Raw genomic sequence first — 17,554 nt, forward strand, 5'->3', positions numbered from 1 at the left:
CATTCCATGTCCGGCATCCACCCCGACATCACCAGCGCGTTCGGCAACACTCCGCTCGTCCGTCTCAATCGCCTCGCGGAGGGGCTCCCGGGCACCATCCTCGCCAAGCTCGAGTTCTACAACCCCGCCTCCTCGGTCAAGGACCGCCTCGGGATCGCGATCATCGACGCGGCGGAGGCGTCGGGCGAGCTCAAGCCGGGCGGCACGATCGTCGAGGGCACGAGCGGCAACACCGGCATCGCGCTCGCCATGGTGGGTGCGGCGCGCGGCTACAAGGTGATCCTCACGATGCCGGCATCCATGTCGATCGAGCGCCGTCTGCTCCTGAAGGCCTACGGCGCCGAGCTGGTGCTCACCGACCCGCCCCTCGGCATGAAGGGCGCGGTCGCCAAGGCCGAGGAGATCGCCGCGGAGACGCCGGGCGCCATCCTCGCGAAGCAGTTCGCGAACCAGGCGAACGTCGAGATCCACCGCAAGACGACCGCGGAGGAGATCCTCCGCGACACCGACGGCGAGATCGGCTACTTCGTCGCGGGCGTCGGCACCGGCGGCACCATCTCCGGCGTCGGCCAGGTGCTCAAGGAGCGCGTGCCGGATGCCAAGGTCGTCGCCGTCGAGCCGGCCGACTCGCCGCTTCTGACCAAGGGCACCGCGGGGCCGCACAAGATCCAGGGCATCGGCGCGAACTTCATCCCCGAGATCCTCGACCAGAGCGTCATCGACGAGGTCATCGACGTCCAGCTCGACGACACGCTGCGCGTCGCGCGCGAGCTCGCCACCCGCGAAGGCATTCTCGCGGGCATCTCGTCGGGCGCCGCGGTGTGGGCGGCGCTGCAGATCGCCGCGCGTCCCGAGGCCGAGGGCAAGAACATCGTGGTGATCATCCCCTCCTTCGGCGAGCGCTACCTGTCGACCGTGCTGTTCGAGAACCTGCGCGACGAGCCCGCCGGGCTCTGATCGGACGCCGGGGCGGTCACGGACGCGGGTTCCCGTCGTCCGTGACCGCCGCCGTCCGCTCATCGCCCCCTCCCCCGACCGGAGACCTGCGACATGACCCCTGCGAACGACCGCATCGGCGCGGTGGCCCGCGTGCGTGAAGACATCGCCGCTGCGAAGCTGCGCGACCCCGCCGCCCGGAGCGGCGTGGAGATCGCCGTCCTGTACTCGGGTCTCCACGCGATCTGGTCGTACCGGATCGCCCACGCGCTGTGGGAGCGCGGTCTGCGCTTTCCCGCGCGCGCCCTCTCCCAGCTGACGCGGTGGCTCACGGGCGTCGAGATCCACCCGGGCGCGGTGATCGGGCGCCGCTTCTTCATCGATCACGGCATGGGCGTCGTCATCGGCGAGACGGCCGAAGTCGGCGACGACGTGATGCTCTACCACGGAGTCACCCTCGGCGGACGCACCCGCGATGCGGGCAAGCGGCATCCGACCCTCGGCGACGGGGTCGCCGTGGGAGCCGGAGCGAAGATCCTCGGCCCCGTCGTCATCGGCGCGGGGTCCGCGGTCGGTGCGAACGCGGTCGTCACGCGGGATGCCCCGGAGGACTCGGTCCTCGTCGGCGTGCCCGCCAAGGCGCGCCGACGCGTCCCGGGCGACGACACGCGGGCGATCCTCACGACGCCCGAGTACTTCATCTGAGGCGCGGCCTCAGCCCTGGAGTCTCTTCCAGTTGGCCGGGAGCGGCGCGAGCTGCAGCCGGGTGCGGTCGGCCCGGAACGCGTCCTGCGCCCATTCGAACGGCGCGCCGGCGTCGTCCCACGCCACGCGGCGCAGCAGCAGGAGCGGTGCACCGTCCGGGATGCGCAGCAGCTCGGCGCGGCTCTCGTCGGCGATGATCCCCTCGACCGTCTCCTCCGTCCGGCCGATGCGGAGCGCGTACGACTCACGGAGCAGGTCGTACAGGGAGCCCGAGAGGTCCCTGTCCTCGAGCCCCGGGAACCGTGCGGCGGGAAGGACCGACTCGTCCAGCGACCAGCTGGTGCCCTTGACGCTCCGCAGCCGCCGGATGCGGACGACGCCATCACCGGCGGCGATCTGCAGGGCGCGGGACTGTGCGGGGGTCGCGGCGGTGAGGTCGCAGCCCAGCACGCGGGTGATGACGTCGTAGCCCTGTTGACGGGCGATGGCGGGGACGCCGAGGGTGGTGTTGACCTGACGCTGCAGCTTGCCGTCGTCGGCGAACACGCCCCCGGTGCGTCCCATGGCCCGGCGGACCTGTCCGGCCGCTTCGAGATGTTCGAGCGCCGACCGCAGAGCGGCCCGGCTGATGCCGAACCGCTCTGCGAGATCACGCTCACTCCCCAGTCGCTCTCCGGGCAGGAAGGCACCCTGATGCATCCATTCGCGCAGGATCTCCTCCGCGCTCGCTCCTGCCCGTCCGGATGGCATGGGTCAATGCTCGACGACGCGGAGGGAATCGTCCAGCGCCGCGACGACAGGAGCGATGTCGGACTCCTGGAACGCCAGCGGCGGGCGCAGTTTCAGGACATTGCCGTAGGGCCCGGCGACCGAGGTCAGCACTCCCCTGCGACGCAGCTCCTCGATCACCTGCAGCGCCGCGGTGCGGGCCGGCGCCTTCGTCGTGCGGTCCTCGACCAGCTCGAAGCCGATGAACAGTCCCGCGCCGCGCACGTCGCCGACGAGCTCGTGCCGGTCGGCCAGCGTCGACAGCGATTCGAGCAGCTGCCCGCCGATGCGGGCGCTGTGCTCCATGAGCCTCTCCTCCTGCAGCACGCGCAGCACCGCCGACGCCGCCGCCATGGACACGGGGTTCCCTCCGAACGTGTTGAAGTACGGCAGGTCATCGCTGAACGCGGCGAGCACGTCGCCGCGGGCGACGAGGCCGGACACCGGCATCCCGTTGCCCATCGGCTTGCCGAGGGTCACGATCTCGGGGTCGAGCGCGTGCCGCTCGAAGCCCCAGAAGGTGTCCCCGGTTCGTCCGAAGCCGGGTTGCACCTCGTCGGCGATCACGATGCCGCCCGCGGCCCGGACCTCTGCCGCCGCCGCGCCGAGCATGCCGCGCGGACCGGGCAGGACCCCGTCCGAGGAGAGGATCGAGTCGATGAGGAGCGCGGCCGTGCCGTGACCGTGGGCGGCGAGGTCTGCGGCCGCCGCGCGGACGTCTCGCGCGAACCGGGCGCCGGCATCCGCTCCCTCCCGGTACGTGTCCGGCGCCGGCACCGCGCGCACCTCGGGCGCGAGGGGCTGGCCGGAGCCGAGGGCGGGTGAGGCTCCGCTCGTGAGCGCGCTCGTGCCGTGATAGGCCTCGGAGGTCACGATGATGCCGCGCGCGCCGGTGTACTGCTGCGCGACGCGGATCGCGAGGTCGTTGGCCTCGGATCCCGTGCACATGTACATGGCCCGGTCGATGGCCGCGGGGAAGGTCTCGAGCAGGCGCTCGGTGTAGTCGACCACGGTCTCGTGCAGGTAGCGCGTGTGCGTGTTGAGCTGCGACATCTGCGCGGTGACCGCCTCGATCACCGCCGGGTGGCAGTGCCCGAGGCTCGCGACGTTGTTGTACATGTCGATGTACTCGCGACCCGCGGCATCCCACAGCCTGGCGCCGCGGCCGCGGACGAGGTGCACGGGCTCCCGGTAGAAGAGTCGGTAGGCCCCGCCCATGACCTTCTGCCGACGCTCGACGAGCTGCTGCACGTCTTCGTCCATCCCCTCCGCGAAGGCGCCGGAGAAGCTGTTGGCCTCCATGATGCTCGAACCGCTCATCGCGCGACCTCCTCGAGGAGAACGGACCGGTCCGACGCGCGGCGGTTCCAGCTGGGCAGGAGGATCAGCGCGGCGACGACCGTCGCTCCACCGAAGAACAGGAAGAGGGTCGATCCCGCGAAGTACCCGGGCAGCAGTCCGCCGAGCACCGCCCCGATCGCCCCGGCGCCGTTGACGAAGCCGATAGATGCCGCGGCGGACTCATCGTCGCCGAAGTCGACGGCCGCGACCGCCGAGACGACCGAGTCGGCGCTGTAGAGCGCGAAGCCGAGGGCACCGAACATGAGCGCGAGAGCCCAGATCGAGCCGCCCGCGGTGAGCGGGTAGAAGAGGGCGAGGGCGAGCGCGGTGACGCCGAGGGCGATGATCGCGACAGGGGCGCGCCGCGCACCGAAGACGGAGTCGGACACCCAGCCGGCGACGATCGGCGCGGCCAGCCCCGCGATCCCGAAGACGACCGGGAGAACCGTCGCAGACAGGAAGTCGAGGCTCGGGATCCGCTCGATCGCGATGATCGGGCCCCACAGCAGGATCGCGTAGCGCGCCGGCTTCAGCAGGAAGTAGACCGCGCCCAGGCGGACGACGTCGCGGTTGCGCATCGCATCCAGGAGGGCACGGAAGGCGGAGCCGCGTCGCGCGGGAGCAGCGACGACCTTCTTCGCCTCCGATCCGGGGATCCCCTCCTCGCCGTCGACGGGCTCGGCGGCCGAGAGGCCGACGTCCTCCGGGGTGTTCCGCTGGAACACGAAGAACAGGACGGCCACCGCGGTGACGATGAGGGCGGCGGCGACGAAGGCGGCCCGCCACGAGTCGAAGACCGAGTAGGCGAACCATCCGGCCACGGGCGCGCCGATGAGACCGCCGAAGACGTACGTGGTCGACCAGAACCCGATGACCCGCCCGCGGACGGACGGCGAGAAGAACAGCGACACGTTCTTCAGCAGGGGGCCCCAGCCCGAGGACTGCGCGAGCCCCTGCACGATCATGAGGGGGAGGAACAGGATGAGAGCCGGCACGACGCCCATGAGGAGGGCGGCGACGGCCGACCCGAGCAGCCCGCCGAGGACGACGACGCGGGTGCCCCACTTGTCGGCGACGCTGCCCCAGACGAACTGGCCGACGGCGTAGGCGATGAGGTAGGCCGCGTCGATGTTACCCAGCATCTCCCGCGTCAGAATAGTGCTCGCGTCGGGGTCGTCGAGGATGCCGAGCTTCGCGGCGGCGAACGCCTGACGGGTGATGTAGAAGGCGGCGTACGCGATCCAGGTGATCGCGAAGATGCGCACCTGCCAGTACATGAGAGAACGGGTGCGCCCGGGGCGCCCCTCCGTCCTCGTCGCCAGCGGCGGGTTGTCGATCATGTCAGCTCCTTGCCTCCCGCCGCCAGTCGGCGAGGTGGAGACGACGCTATGGCCCGGATGCCGCGTGGATCGGTTCGGTGACCAGGACCTTACAGAACCGTTCCCAACCATTTACGCCGGGCCCCTGCCACGTGCGACCGTTTACCCGACGGTCACGTGGGCGGGGCGCAAGCGATCATAACGATGCCCGAGTATCTCACTCGACGAGCGCGCCGTACATCCGTCGCCCGCGGCTCAGAACGGCGCAGGATCGGACCAGTCGTACTGGGAGTCGAGCAGACGCCGCCACGGCGGTGGCCGGAGGCCGACATCTCCCCGCGCCTCCACCACTGCCGGAGCGTCGTTCCGATGTCGTCGCCGGGTCGGCGACGTGAACTCGAGGCTGCCGCCGCCGAGATGACGCACCGTCCACGCGGACGCGTGCTTGAGGGTGTGATGTCCCTTGCACAGAATCGCGAGGTTCGATGCGCAGGTCGCGCCACCCTCCTCCCACGCCCGAGTGTGGTCGGCTTCTGATCTCGCCGCGGGGCGGCGGCATCCCGGCCACCGGCAGGTGCGGTCCCGGGCATTCAGCAGGCGGCGAAGGCGTCCGCTCGGCCGGTAGACGTCGAGGCGGAGCGGCTCTTCGGTCACGGGGTGCGTCATGACCCGCTGCCAGACGGGCGCGGCCGCGGCCAGCACTCGGACCGTCTCGACGTCGATCGGCCCGTGGCCGTGGAGGACGGCCGGCCGAGAGTCCAGGCCAGCGAGGGTCAGGAGCGGCACGGTGACGTTGACGGTCGCGCGAATGGATCCGAGGCCCGCCTTCGCGCCGAGCGCCGGGGCACCGGTCAGCAGCAGGTCGCAGAGAACATCCGCACGGCGCTGGTCGAGCGTGCGATCGTCGCTGTCCTCCGTCTCGTCCGGCGGCGCCGCGGACTTCGCGCCGAGCGCCGGGGCACCGGTCAGCAGCAGGTCGCAGAGAACATCCGCACGGCGCTGGTCGAGCGTGCGATCGTCGCTGTCCTCCGTCTCGTCCGGCGGCGCCGCGGACTCGAGCGCGCACGCCATGTCGGTGACCCGTTCGAAGACCCCCTGGACGAGCGCCGCCGGAGCGTCGAGCAGCAGCCGCGACAGACCGTCGCGGAGACCGTAGGTCTTCACCTGGCGCTGCGCCAGCGCGTCACGGCGGCCCTCGTCGACGATCGACGGCTGCAGGCGCGCCGCAATGATGCGCGCGGTATCGCGCAGCTCCGGTGCGGTGGCTGTGTCGGCGATGTCGAGAGCGCGGCGCTCGTACTCTGCGCGCACATCCCCATCCAGGGCCACCCCGGCGTCGATGATCGCCGACGCGTGCCGTTCATCGATCCGGCCCTCGCGCAGTGCCTCGAGCGTCGCCCGATACGTGGAGACGAGCTCTGCCCCGTCGCCAAGCCAGCCCGACACCGTGCGCTCCCCTACGCGCAGGGCCGTGGCGAGTTCTGCGAGGACCTCACGCAAGGGGATGGAATCGCCGATCTCGCGGCCCGGGTGCGCTGCCTGACGCTGTGCGACGCGGCGCGCGATCAGGTCGAGGGCTTCTGCGCACATCTCCGCACGCTCGGCGTGAAGACGCGACATCTCCGCCCGATTGGCGCCGACACGCGTGACGAGAGACGACAGCTCCACCCAGTGCGGGTCCAGCGCATCCGGCGCAACGGGACCAGCCACCCGTGCGGCATCCTCGAATCGCACCCCGTGGCGGGGCTGCGGCCGGTTCTCCATGGCTCTCCTGACGTCGATGCATTCAACGTCCGGTAGCTCTGCCGGCTCACCCTTGCGGTCATCTGAATGGGATGACCGCCACCTTCAGTTTAGAACATATCTACGATGAGGGCAAGCGCAGGACCAAACTTCTGCGGGGCCCCGGGGGCGCGGCGGGACGGGTGAGCAGAGAGGGGCCGCGGTAGCCTTCGACCATGAGCGCCTTGCGTCACGAGAAGGATCTCCGCCCGGCCGCAGCCGTCGCGGCGCTCCTGGATGCAACGGGAGAACGGGTGACATCGGTGATCCCTTCAGGCTACGAGGCTTACCTTCGAGTTCTCAATCCGATCGAGCTCCGAGACGGCTCCGCCGTTTCGTGGACGAATATCGTCACACAGAGCGGAGTCAGGCCTCGAGCATGGATGCAGTGGCCAGAGCTTGAAGCTGTAGAAGGCGTCGTCCTGCCCGACGGCGGCGTGCAGCCAGACATGGGTAGCCCTGCGGTTTCGCTGGCAAAGCAGCTCATCGAGGCGCTCCGCCCGGGCCAGGGACTGCACTACTTCGCATCCTGGGCCGGATACGCCGGGGAAATATCGGAACCGTACCTTCCGTTCCCTCCGTATCAGCGTGAGATGGTGCTCTACTCCGGACCCCTGATTGACGACGATCAGTCGCCACTCGTGCCGAATACCGCTACCGGACGCGTCCCCATGTACTGGTGGTCGAGAGACCTTCGCTGGCTCGTCGGGCATGACATCTATGCGCGTAGCCTCATCGTCGGATGCACCCGAACCGCAGCTCGCAGGATCCTGGAATCTGAGCAACTCGACGCGTATCCAGTCCGTTCTTCTGACAGCATCCTCAACGAGGAGTTCTTGCAGACCTGAGCCGTGCGGAACGGGAATCACCCCGAGGGTCGCCGCAGCACGTATCAGACGGCACGGACCGCAGAGTCAATGCCAGCGCTCGCCGCCCCATTACCCGGCGCGGCGCTGCTCCACCTTCTTCTTGATGAACAGCGCCGGCAGGAGCCATGTCGCGAGGGCCGTCACGACCCACACGATGACGGGCGCGACGAGCCAGGTCCACCACGGCAGGCCGATCGTGAGCCCCGCCCCGGGGACGAGCGCGACGACGAGCAGCGCCACGAAGGTCGACACGATGCCGATGCCCCCCAGGAGGGCCGGCGCGTTGTGGCGCGCCACCTTCGCCGCCCACGGGGTGAGCACCGACTGCAGCACCGCGAAGATCACGACGGCGAGCACGAAGCCCCACCAGTGCGACCAGTCGATGCGGACGCCCTCGAGGACGAGATCCGCGACGATCAGCCCGACCGCCGCCGAGACGAGGAAGATGATCGCGCGGATCGTGAAGTTGATCATGCGCTGAGAGTAGCGCGATGGGGTGCGTCCGAGCGCGCGACGCGGCGGGGCTCAGCCGTCGGCGAGCGCCGCCAGACGGGCCTCTTCGTCGGCGGCGATCGCCGACTCGATGATCGGGGCGAGCGCGCCGTCCATCACCTGGTCGAGGTTGTACGCCTTGTACCCCGTGCGGTGGTCGGCGATCCGGTTCTCGGGGAAGTTGTAGGTGCGGATCCGCTCGGAGCGGTCCATGCCGCGGATCTGCGATCTGCGGGCGTCGGATGCCGCGGCATCCCGCTCCTCCTGCTGCTTGGCGAGCAGGCGCGCGCGGAGCACCCGCATGCCGGCCTCGCGGTTCTGCAGCTGACTCTTCTCGTTCTGCATCGACACGACGATCCCGGTCGGGATGTGGGTGATCCGCACCGCGGAGTCGGTGGTGTTCACCGACTGACCACCCGGACCGGACGAGCGGTAGACATCGATGCGCAGGTCGTTCGGGTCCAGCTGCACCTCTTCGGGCTCGTCGACCTCGGGGAAGACGAGGACGCCGGTGGTGGAGGTGTGGATGCGGCCCTGCGACTCGGTCGCGGGCACCCGCTGGACGCGGTGCACGCCGCCCTCGTACTTCAGGTGCGCCCAGACGCCCTGCGCGGGGTCGCTCGATGTGCCCTTGATCGCGACCTGCACGTCCTTGTAGCCGCCGAGGTCCGATTCGTTCCGGTCGAGCATCTCGATCTTCCAGCCCTGCGAGGTCGCGTACTGGAGGTACATGCGCAGGAGGTCGGCGGCGAACAGGGCGGACTCCGCCCCGCCCTCCCCCGCCTTGATCTCCATGATGACGTCGCGCGCGTCATCGGGGTCGCGCGGAATGAGCAGGCGCCGCAGCTTCTCCTGCGCGGCGGCGACCTGCTCTTCGAGCGCCGGGATCTCCGCCGCGAAGGCGGAGTCCTCGGCGCCGAGTTCGCGCGCGGCCTCCAGATCGTCCGATGCCGCTGCCCACACGTCGTGCGCCGCGACGATGCGGGAGAGCTCCGCATACCGCCGGTTGACGCGCTTGGCGCGCGCGGCGTCGGCGTGCACCGCGGGGTCGGAGAGTTCCTCCTGCACCGCGCGGTGCTCGTCGATCAGCGCCTGGACGGACTCGAACACGGCGACCTTCCGATCGGACTCGGGGACCGGTCAGCGGATGCTGTTCTCGGGCCCGTGGCTGTGACCGCCGCCGGCGCCCTGCTTCAGCTGCACGTTCTGCATCTGGTACAGGAACTCGACGTTGCTGCCCGTCTCCTTGAGCTTGCCGAGGACGACCTCGAGGGCCTGCTGGGGGTCGAGACCGGCGAGCGCGCGACGCAGCTTCCAGGTGATCTTGACCTCGTCGGGGCTCAGCAGCATCTCCTCGCGACGCGTCGACGAGGCGTTCACGTCGACGGCGGGGAAGATGCGCTTGTCGGCGAGCTGGCGCGACAGGCGCAGTTCGCTGTTGCCCGTGCCCTTGAACTCCTCGAAGATGACCTCGTCCATCTTGGACCCGGTCTCCACGAGCGCCGTCGCGAGAATCGTCAGCGAGCCGCCGTTCTCGATGTTGCGCGCCGCACCGAAGAAGCGCTTGGGCGGGTAGAGCGCCGAGGCGTCCACGCCTCCGGAGAGCACGCGACCGCTCGTCGGCGCCGAGATGTTGTAGGCCCGGCTCAGACGCGTGATCGAGTCGAGGAGCACGACGACATCGCGACCGAGCTCGACGAGGCGCTTGGCACGCTCGATGGCGAGCTCGGCGACCGTCGTGTGGTCCTCGGCCGGGCGGTCGAAGGTCGAGGCGATGACCTCGCCCTTCACCGTGCGCTGCATGTCGGTGACCTCTTCGGGGCGCTCGTCGACGAGCACGACCATGAGGTGGACCTCGGGGTTGTTGTTCGCGATCGCGTTCGCGATCTGCTGGAGGACGATCGTCTTGCCGGCCTTGGGCGGCGCGACGATGAGTCCGCGCTGGCCCTTGCCGACCGGGGCGACGAGGTCGATGATCCGCTGGGTGAGCTTCTCGGGAGCCGTCTCCATGCGCAGGCGCTCCTGCGGGTAGAGGGGGGTCAGCTCACCGAACTCGACGCGGTTCGCGGCATCCTCGACGGACAGGCCGTTGATGGCGTCGACCTTCACGAGTGCGTTGTACTTCTGGCGGCTCGACTGCTCGCCCTCACGGGGCTGCTTGATGGCGCCGACGACGGCGTCGCCCTTGCGCAGGTTGTACTTCTTCACCTGACCCAGGGAGACGTACACGTCGCTCGCACCGGGGAGGTACCCCGTCGTGCGCACGAAGGCGTAGTTGTCGAGGACGTCGAGGATGCCGGCGATCGGGATGAGGACGTCGTCCTCGCCGATCTCGGTGTCGAACTCGTCGCCCGCTCCGTTCTGGCCGCGGCGCTTGCCCCGCTGACGGCCCCGACCGGCGCCCTGCTCGTCGCCGTTGCCGTTGTTGCCGTTGGCGTTGGCGGCGTTGCTGTTGCCGGCGTTTCCTGCGGCGGGCGCCTCAGCCTCGCCGCGCTCAGCGGGCGCATCCTGGCCGTTCTGCGGCGTGTTCTGCGCGTCGGACTTGCCGCGGTTGCGGCTGCGGCTGCGCGAACGGCTGCGCGATCGGCTGGGCGTCTCGCCTTCGCCGGCGTCGGACTTCTCTCCGCCCTCGGCCGAGGCGTCGCCCGCAGGGGCTCCCTCGTCGGTGGCGGTCGCCTCGGGAGCCTCATCGGCCTTCGGGGCGTCGGTCTGCGGGGCGTCGGCGGTCTCGGCGGCGGCATCGGCCGGCGCTTCTGCGACCTGCTCCGCCGCGGCGTCGGTCTTCTCGGCGTCGGTCTTCTCGGCCTCAGCGGGCTCGGCGGGGATGTCGCTGCTCTTCGCGCGGCGCGGTGCGCGCTTGCGCGGCGCCCTCTTCGGCGCGGGCTCCTCGGCGGGAGCGGCCTCGTCGGCGGGAGCGGCCTCGTCGGCGGGAGCGGCCTCGTCGGCAGCGGGCGCCTCCGCAGGCGCAGCATCCTCGACGGCGGGCTCCGCGGCGGGAGCGGTCTCCTCGACGGGCGCAGCATCCTCGGCGGGCGCAGCATCCTCGGCGGGCGCAGCATCCTCGGCGGCGGGCTCCTCGGCGGGAGCGGCCTCCTCGGCGGCGGGCTCCTCCACGGGCGCGGCCTCCTCGGCCGGCGCCTCGGCGGCGGTGTCGGTGTTCTCGGTCACCGGGGCCGCGGCATCCTCGCGCGGGGTCTCGGTGCCGTCGGTGTCGATCTCGGAAAGGGACTCCACGAGTTCTCCTTCAATGGGGATGTGGACAGGACAGATCCGCACAGGCGCCGTCCACGACAGGCGTTACCCCACGGCTGTCGAACGACCGAAGAGGTCGTTGCAGGGTGCAGGGGGATCGTGCGGGGTTCGCAGAATTGCGACGAAGGCCAGACTCACGGACCAGCCGTGGAACCCTCCGTATTGTCCCTCACTGTACCACCCTTGACATCGACGGCGAGCAAGCGCGGGTCCCACGGAGTGTCCGAGACGGATGCCGCGAAACGCACCGCCTCCAGGCGCTGTCCGGGGCCGTCGGCGAGCACCAGGACGCTGGGTCCCGCACCCGACACGACTGCTGCGAACCCCTCGGCGCGCAGCGCGCGGACGAGCGCGTCGGTCTCCGGCATGGCCTGCGCACGGTAGGACTGGTGCAGCTTGTCCTCGGTGGCGGCCAGGAGCAGCTCCGGACTCTGCGTCAGCGCGGCGATGAGCAGGGCCGACCGCGAGACGTTGAAGACGGCATCCTCGCGGGGCACCTGGAGCGGCGCCAGACCGCGCGCGACGGACGTCGACATCGTGAACTCGGGGACGAAGACGAGCGGCGAGACACCGCGGTGGACGAGGAGCTTCTTGTGCTGCGGTCCGTTCTCGTCGACCCATGCGATCGTGAGGCCGCCGAACAGTGCCGGAGCCACGTTGTCGGGGTGACCCTCGAGCTCGGTCGCGAGGCGCAGCAGCATGTCGGCGCCGAACTCGACGTCGCCGGCGAGGAGCCCCTTCGCCGCGAGCAGGCCGGCCACGACCGCGGCGCCCGAGGACCCCATGCCGCGACCGTGCGGGATCGCGTTGTGCGCGACCAGTCGGATCCCGGGCATCTCGCGCCCGACCGCCTCGAACGCGTACGCCATCGAGCGGACGACGAGGTGGGAGCCGTCGGTGGGCACCTCCCCCGCGCCCTCGCCCGAGACGATGATCTCGAGCCCGGGCTCCGGAAGCGCCGTCACGACGAGCTCGTCGTGGACGCTCAGCGCGAGGCCGAGGGTGTCGAAGCCGGGCCCGAGGTTCGCGCTCGTCGCGGGAACACGGACGGCGACCGAGCGCCCTTCGACAGGCTCAGGGACCGAGACAGGCTCAGGGACCGAGACAGGCTCAGGGACCGAGACAGGCTCAGGGACCGAGACCGAGGCGCCGGTCATGCCAGATCGAGCACCGAGGCGACCTCGGAGGTGGTCGCGTCGACGACGGTGGGCTCGACCTCGCTGCCGTCGGCGTTGCGCAACGCCCACTGCGGGTCCTTCAGGCCATGGCCGGTGACGGTGAGGACGACCTTCGCGCCGGCGGGGATGATGCCGGCCTCGGCCCGGTCGAGCAGGCCCGCGACGCTGATCGCGGAACCGGGCTCGACGAAGACGCCGGCGGTGGATGCCAGAAGCTTCTGCGCCGCGAGGATCTTGTCGTCCGAGATCGCGCCGAACCATCCGTCGGTCGCGTCCCGGGCCTCGAGGGCGAGCTCCCACGAGGCGGGGTTCCCGATCCGGATCGCGGAGGCGACCGTCTCGGGGTTCTTGACGATCTCGCCGCGCACGAGCGGCGCGGAGCCCTCCGCCTGGAAGCCGAACATCCGGGGCACGCGCGTCGAGACGCCGCGCTCGGCCTCTTCACGGTAGCCACGCGTGTACGCGGTGTAGTTGCCCGCGTTCCCGACGGGGATGAAGTGGAAGTCCGGGGCATCCCCGAGCTGCGAGACGACCTCGTAGGCCGCCGTCTTCTGCCCCTCGATGCGGTCGGGGTTGACGGAGTTGACGAGGTGCACGGGGTAGTTGTCGGCGAGTTCGCGCGCGATCTCGAGGCAGTCGTCGAAGTTGCCGCGCACCTGGATGAGCCGGCCCCCGTGGATGACGGCCTGGCTGAGCTTGCCCATCGCGATCTTGCCCTCGGGCACGAGGACGGCCGCGGTGATCCCGGCGTGCGCCGCGTAGGCGGCGGCCGACGCGGACGTGTTGCCTGTCGAGGCGCAGATCACGGCCTTGGCGCCGTGCTCGACCGCGCGCGAGAGCGCGACGGTCATGCCGCGGTCCTTGAAGGACCCGGTGGGGTTCATGCCCTCGAACTTCACGTAGACGTCCGCACCCGTCATCTGCGACAGCGCCGCCGCGGGGATGAGCGGCGTGCCGCCCTCACCGAGGGTGACGACGGTCGAGGCGTCGGTGACGCCCAGTCGGTCGGCGAACTCTCGCAGGACTCCCTGCCACACGTGGACCATTTCCGTCTCCTTCTGCCCGGACCGACGTCCGGACCTTACTCGCCTTCGACCCGCAGAACCGACACGACGCGCGCGACGACGTCGCTCGCCGCGAGGCGGTCGACCGTCTCGCTGAGGTCCTGCTCGAGGGCGCTGTGGGTTCCGATCACGAGGCGGGCGGTGCCCGGCTCGCCGTTCGCCTCGTTCAGCACGGTCTGCAGCGCGGTCGCGATCGACACGCTCCGCTCGCTGAGGATGCCGGCGACCGTCGCCAGCACGCCCGGCTCGTCCGCCACCTCGAGGGTGATCTGATAGCGCGTGGTGACGCGGCCGATGGGGAGGACGGGCAGGTTCGCCCGGGTCGACTCCCCGACCCCCACGCCGCCGGCGATGTGTCGGCGCGCGGCCGAGACGACGTCGCCGAGGACGGCGGATGCCGTCTGCACGCCGCCCGCGCCGGCGCCGTAGAACATGAGGTTCCCGGCGGCCTCGGCCTCGACGAACACCGCGTTGTTCGCGCCGTGGACGGAGGCGAGCGGGTGCTCGCGCGAGATCAGGGCCGGGTAGACGCGCACCGAGATCGCCTCGCCGCTCGGCGACTCGTCCGCGCCGTCGAGACGCTCGCACACGGCGAGGAGCTTGACGACGTAGCCGGCGCCGCGCGCGGCATCCATCACGGCCTTATCGATCGAGGTGATGCCCTCGCGGTGCACGGCATCGACGGGGACGGCGGTGTGGAAGGCGAGGGAGGCGAGGATCGCGGCCTTCTGGGCGGCGTCGAACCCCTCCACGTCGGCGGTCGGATCGGCTTCCGCGTAGCCGGCCGCCTGCGCGTCGGCGAGGACGTCCGCGAAGTCGGACCCCTCGCGGTCCATCCGGTCCAGGATGTAGTTCGTCGTGCCGTTGACGATGCCCATGATGCGCCGCACGCGGTCGCCGGCGAGCGAATCGCGCAGCGGCCGGATGATGGGGATCGCGCCGGCGGCGGCGGCCTCGTAATAGACGGAGGCGCCGACCTGGTCGGCCGCGTCGAAGATCTCGGGCCCGTGGGTCGCGAGCAGGGCCTTGTTGGCCGTCACGACGTCGGCGCCGGAGGTGAGCGCGAGGAGGATCTGCTCGCGGGCGGGCTCGATGCCGCCCATGAGCTCGATGACGATGTCGGCCCCGACGATCAGGCCCTCGGCATCCGTCGTGAAGAGCTCCCGCGGCAGCTCGACGTCGCGCGGGGCGTCGACGTCGCGCACCGCGATGCCCACGAGATCCAGCGCGGCGCCGGCGCGATCGGCCAGCTCGTCGGCGTGGCGGATCAGGAGGCCCGCGACCTGGGAGCCGACGGCTCCGGCCCCGAGCAGCGCGACGCGCAGACGGCGGTAGTCGGTCATGCGGATTCCTCCCCGTGGGTGGATACAGAGGCGGATGCAGAGGTGGACGCGGAGCCCGGCGCCGGGATTCCGAGGTCGCGGGCGAGAAGGTCCTCGACCGTCTCGCCGCGGACGATCACCCGCGCGGAGCCTCCGGAGACGGCGACGACGGGCGGCCTCGGGACGTAGTTGTAGTTGTTCGCGAGCGAGAAGCAGTAGGCGCCGGTGGCGGGAACGGCCAGGAGATCGCCGGGAGTGATGTCTCCCGGCAGGTACTCGGCATCCACGACGATGTCCCCCGACTCGCAGTGCCGACCCACGACGCGGGCGAGGACGGGCGCCGCATCGGAGGCGCGCGAGGCGATCCGCGCGGAGTACTGCGCGCCGTACAGCGCGGGGCGGGCGTTGTCGCTCATGCCGCCGTCGACGCTGACGTACACGCGCTCGAGGTCCTCGGAGACGGTCACCGGCTTCACCGTGCCGACCTCGTACAGGGTCACTCCGGCGCGGCCGACGATCGCTCGTCCGGGCTCGAAGGCGAGGTTCGGCAGGGGCACCCCGCGCACCTCGCACTCCCGGGCGACGGCGTCCACGATCCCCTCCGCGAGGTCATGGATCGGGGTCGGGGTGTCCACCGAGGTGTAGGCGATGCCGAAGCCGCCGCCGAGGTTCAGGACCGGCAGGTCGCCCCCGGCGAGCAGGTCGGCGTACAGGTCGACGAGCCGCGACGCGGATTCGGCGAACCCCGACGTGCCGAAGATCTGCGACCCGATGTGGCAGTGCAGCCCGACGAGCGCCAGCGACGGAAGCTCGCGGATGCGCTCGGCCGCGCCCACGGCAGCGGAAAGGGAGAAGCCGAACTTCTGGTCCTCGTGCGCCGTCGCGAGAAAGTCGTGCGTCTCGGCGTGAACCCCCGTGTTGACGCGGATGAGGACGCTCTGCGCGTCCTCCCCGGTGCGGCCGAGACGCTCGGCGACGGCGGCGAGGCGCTCGATCTCGATCATCGAGTCGACGACGATCGACCCGATGCCGATCTCGACGGCGCGCTCGAGCTCGGCCACGGACTTGTTGTTGCCGTGCAGGCCGAGGCGCGCGGGATCGGCGCCGGCCGCGAGTGCGACCGCCAGCTCTCCCCCGGTGGCGACATCGACCGCGAGACCCTCGGCGGTGACCCAGCGCACGACCTCGGTCGACAGGAAGGCCTTGCTCGCGTAATAGACGCGCGCCCGGATGCCGTGGCGCGCGGTGGCCGCGTCGAAGGCGGCCTTCACCTCGCGGGCGCGGGTGCGGACGCCGTCCTCGTCGAGGACGTACAGCGGCGTGCCGAACCGCTCCCGCAGGACGCTCGCCGCCACCCCGCCGACGGCGAGTTCACCGTGCGCGTCGCGCTCGGCGGACTCCGGCCACACCGCGTCGGCCAGCGCGTTCGCGTCATCCGGGACGGCGAGCCACGCAGGAACGAGCGGACGGTCGGGAGTAGCGGACACGCGCAGAAGAACCAATCGGACGGGATCACGGACGGGCACGGGAGCGGCGCCGGCCCGGCAGAAGTGACTCAAAGTCTAGGGCACCGCCGCATGCCGGCCCGCGTATGCGGATACTGCACGGCCCCGTCGCCTCCGCGCCGCCGTTCTGCTGCATCGGGGCACTCCCGCGTGGCAGTTCTGCGGACAGATCATGCCGCGTGCAGGATCAGGGGCAGGTGCCCTTCTCCTGCGCCGCACCGTCGCGGGTGATCGCGCTGTCGATCTCGAAATCGGCGACGACCTGCTCGCGCGCCACCGTGACACCCGTCAGCTCGACCGCCTTCGGGAGCCGGTCGGCGATGCACACATCCCAGTCCCGCAGCACGGTGGAGGCGAGGGCTCCGAACTGCTGGCGGAGCGCGTCGGCCGTGACCTCCGCGCCACCCAGGCGCAGGCTCGCGGGGGTGAGCACGATGTCGCCGCCGGACGCGCTCGGGGTGAGGGCGACGCCGACCGGGATCTCCACCGTGAACAGCTGCAGGGAGAACTCCGCCGCGAGGTCGGGCGCGTCGATCACGACGGTCGACGCCGGGAAGTCGGGCACGTTCGCGAGCAGGGTCTGCAGCTGCGACTGGTCGAGCGTCACCGTCGCGTGCCCCCCGCTCCACTCGCCGTCGTGGATGTTCACGTCCTGAGCGCTGACGGTGACATCGCCCGTGATCCCCTGCAGGGGCACGTCCTGCGACGAGATCGACACCTTGCCGAGGCTCCCGACGATGAGCTGCGGCAGGAGAGGGCCGGGGATGTCGATGTCGATCTGCTGGTCGACGGGCAGGTCGAGCTGACGCGTGACCTGCTCGCGGATCGTCCGCTCGACGATGCTCCGCGCGATGTATTCGCCTGCGAACCACGCCGCCACGGCGAGCGCGATCACCACGAGGAGCGCCACGAGCCACGGCCAGCGGCGGCGGCGCGGACGGGTGGCGGCGGCATCCGTCGACAGGACCCATCGCGCGCCGGGGTCCGGCAGCGGCTGGGTCGGGTGCTGGTCGCTCATCGT

The 17,554-nt window shown here is 70.8% G+C and carries 15 protein-coding genes; 3 read left to right on the forward strand and 12 right to left on the reverse strand.

Annotated elements, in window-relative coordinates:
• The first annotated feature begins 6 nt into the window (after window positions 1–6).
• Both cysK and epsC read left to right on the forward strand, forming a co-directional pair.
• Window positions 7–957: a cysteine synthase A gene (gene cysK, locus J0P97_RS11600; protein ID WP_215487942.1), complete on the forward strand. Its 951-nt coding sequence runs from the start codon at window positions 7–9 to the stop codon at window positions 955–957.
• Between the two features lie 93 nt (window positions 958–1,050).
• Window positions 1,051–1,641, forward strand: a complete 591-nt coding sequence (epsC, locus tag J0P97_RS11605; RefSeq protein WP_215487943.1) for a serine O-acetyltransferase EpsC — start codon at window positions 1,051–1,053, stop codon at window positions 1,639–1,641.
• A gap of 9 nt (window positions 1,642–1,650) precedes the next feature.
• On the opposite strand, the gene J0P97_RS11610 is transcribed toward epsC, so the two are convergent.
• From J0P97_RS11610 to J0P97_RS11625, 4 genes are all read right to left on the reverse strand, one after another.
• On the reverse strand, window positions 1,651–2,391 hold the full coding sequence (locus tag J0P97_RS11610) for a GntR family transcriptional regulator (protein WP_215487944.1): 741 nt from the start codon (window positions 2,389–2,391) through the stop codon (window positions 1,651–1,653).
• Window positions 2,392–2,394: 3 nt separating this feature from the next.
• Window positions 2,395–3,729, reverse strand: coding sequence for an aspartate aminotransferase family protein (locus J0P97_RS11615; protein ID WP_246540302.1), 1,335 nt, complete (start codon window positions 3,727–3,729; stop codon window positions 2,395–2,397).
• Window positions 3,726–5,090: an MFS transporter gene (locus J0P97_RS11620; RefSeq protein WP_215487945.1), complete on the reverse strand. Its 1,365-nt coding sequence runs from the start codon at window positions 5,088–5,090 to the stop codon at window positions 3,726–3,728. The genes J0P97_RS11615 and J0P97_RS11620 overlap by 4 nt, the downstream gene beginning before the upstream one ends.
• 234 nt (window positions 5,091–5,324) lie before the next feature.
• The gene (locus J0P97_RS11625) at window positions 5,325–6,779 is read right to left on the reverse strand and encodes an HNH endonuclease signature motif containing protein (RefSeq protein ID WP_215487946.1); all 1,455 of its coding nucleotides are present in this window, start codon (window positions 6,777–6,779) and stop codon (window positions 5,325–5,327) included.
• Between the two features lie 248 nt (window positions 6,780–7,027).
• Here J0P97_RS11625 and J0P97_RS11630 point away from each other — a divergent pair, with 248 nt between their 5' ends.
• Complete coding sequence (locus J0P97_RS11630) at window positions 7,028–7,699, forward strand: hypothetical protein (RefSeq protein WP_215487947.1); 672 nt, start codon at window positions 7,028–7,030, stop codon at window positions 7,697–7,699.
• A 90-nt stretch (window positions 7,700–7,789) separates the two neighbouring features.
• Here J0P97_RS11630 and J0P97_RS11635 read toward each other — a convergent pair whose 3' ends face one another.
• From J0P97_RS11635 to J0P97_RS11670, 8 genes are all read right to left on the reverse strand, one after another.
• Window positions 7,790–8,194: a hypothetical protein gene (locus J0P97_RS11635; protein WP_215487948.1), complete on the reverse strand. Its 405-nt coding sequence runs from the start codon at window positions 8,192–8,194 to the stop codon at window positions 7,790–7,792.
• 51 nt (window positions 8,195–8,245) lie between these two features.
• Window positions 8,246–9,322, reverse strand: coding sequence for a peptide chain release factor 1 (gene prfA, locus J0P97_RS11640; protein WP_215487949.1), 1,077 nt, complete (start codon window positions 9,320–9,322; stop codon window positions 8,246–8,248).
• A 30-nt stretch (window positions 9,323–9,352) separates the two neighbouring features.
• Window positions 9,353–11,446: a transcription termination factor Rho gene (gene rho / locus J0P97_RS11645; protein WP_215487950.1), complete on the reverse strand. Its 2,094-nt coding sequence runs from the start codon at window positions 11,444–11,446 to the stop codon at window positions 9,353–9,355.
• 152 nt (window positions 11,447–11,598) lie between these two features.
• Window positions 11,599–12,621: a homoserine kinase gene (thrB, locus tag J0P97_RS11650; protein WP_215487951.1), complete on the reverse strand. Its 1,023-nt coding sequence runs from the start codon at window positions 12,619–12,621 to the stop codon at window positions 11,599–11,601.
• Entirely contained in the window at window positions 12,618–13,688 is a 1,071-nt protein-coding gene (gene thrC / locus J0P97_RS11655; RefSeq protein ID WP_215487952.1) for a threonine synthase, read from the reverse strand. The genes thrB and thrC overlap by 4 nt, the downstream gene beginning before the upstream one ends.
• A gap of 35 nt (window positions 13,689–13,723) precedes the next feature.
• Entirely contained in the window at window positions 13,724–15,049 is a 1,326-nt protein-coding gene (locus tag J0P97_RS11660; RefSeq protein ID WP_215487953.1) for a homoserine dehydrogenase, read from the reverse strand.
• Window positions 15,046–16,515, reverse strand: a complete 1,470-nt coding sequence (gene lysA, locus J0P97_RS11665; RefSeq protein ID WP_215487954.1) for a diaminopimelate decarboxylase — start codon at window positions 16,513–16,515, stop codon at window positions 15,046–15,048. Before lysA ends, J0P97_RS11660 begins: the two co-directional genes overlap by 4 nt.
• Window positions 16,516–16,720: 205 nt before the next feature.
• The gene (locus J0P97_RS11670; RefSeq protein WP_215487955.1) at window positions 16,721–17,551 is read right to left on the reverse strand and encodes an LmeA family phospholipid-binding protein; all 831 of its coding nucleotides are present in this window, start codon (window positions 17,549–17,551) and stop codon (window positions 16,721–16,723) included.
• Window positions 17,552–17,554: the final 3 nt, after the last annotated feature.

Source organism: Microbacterium flavum, from assembly GCF_018717645.1.
Taxonomy (GTDB): Bacteria; Actinomycetota; Actinomycetes; order Actinomycetales; family Microbacteriaceae; genus Microbacterium; species Microbacterium flavum.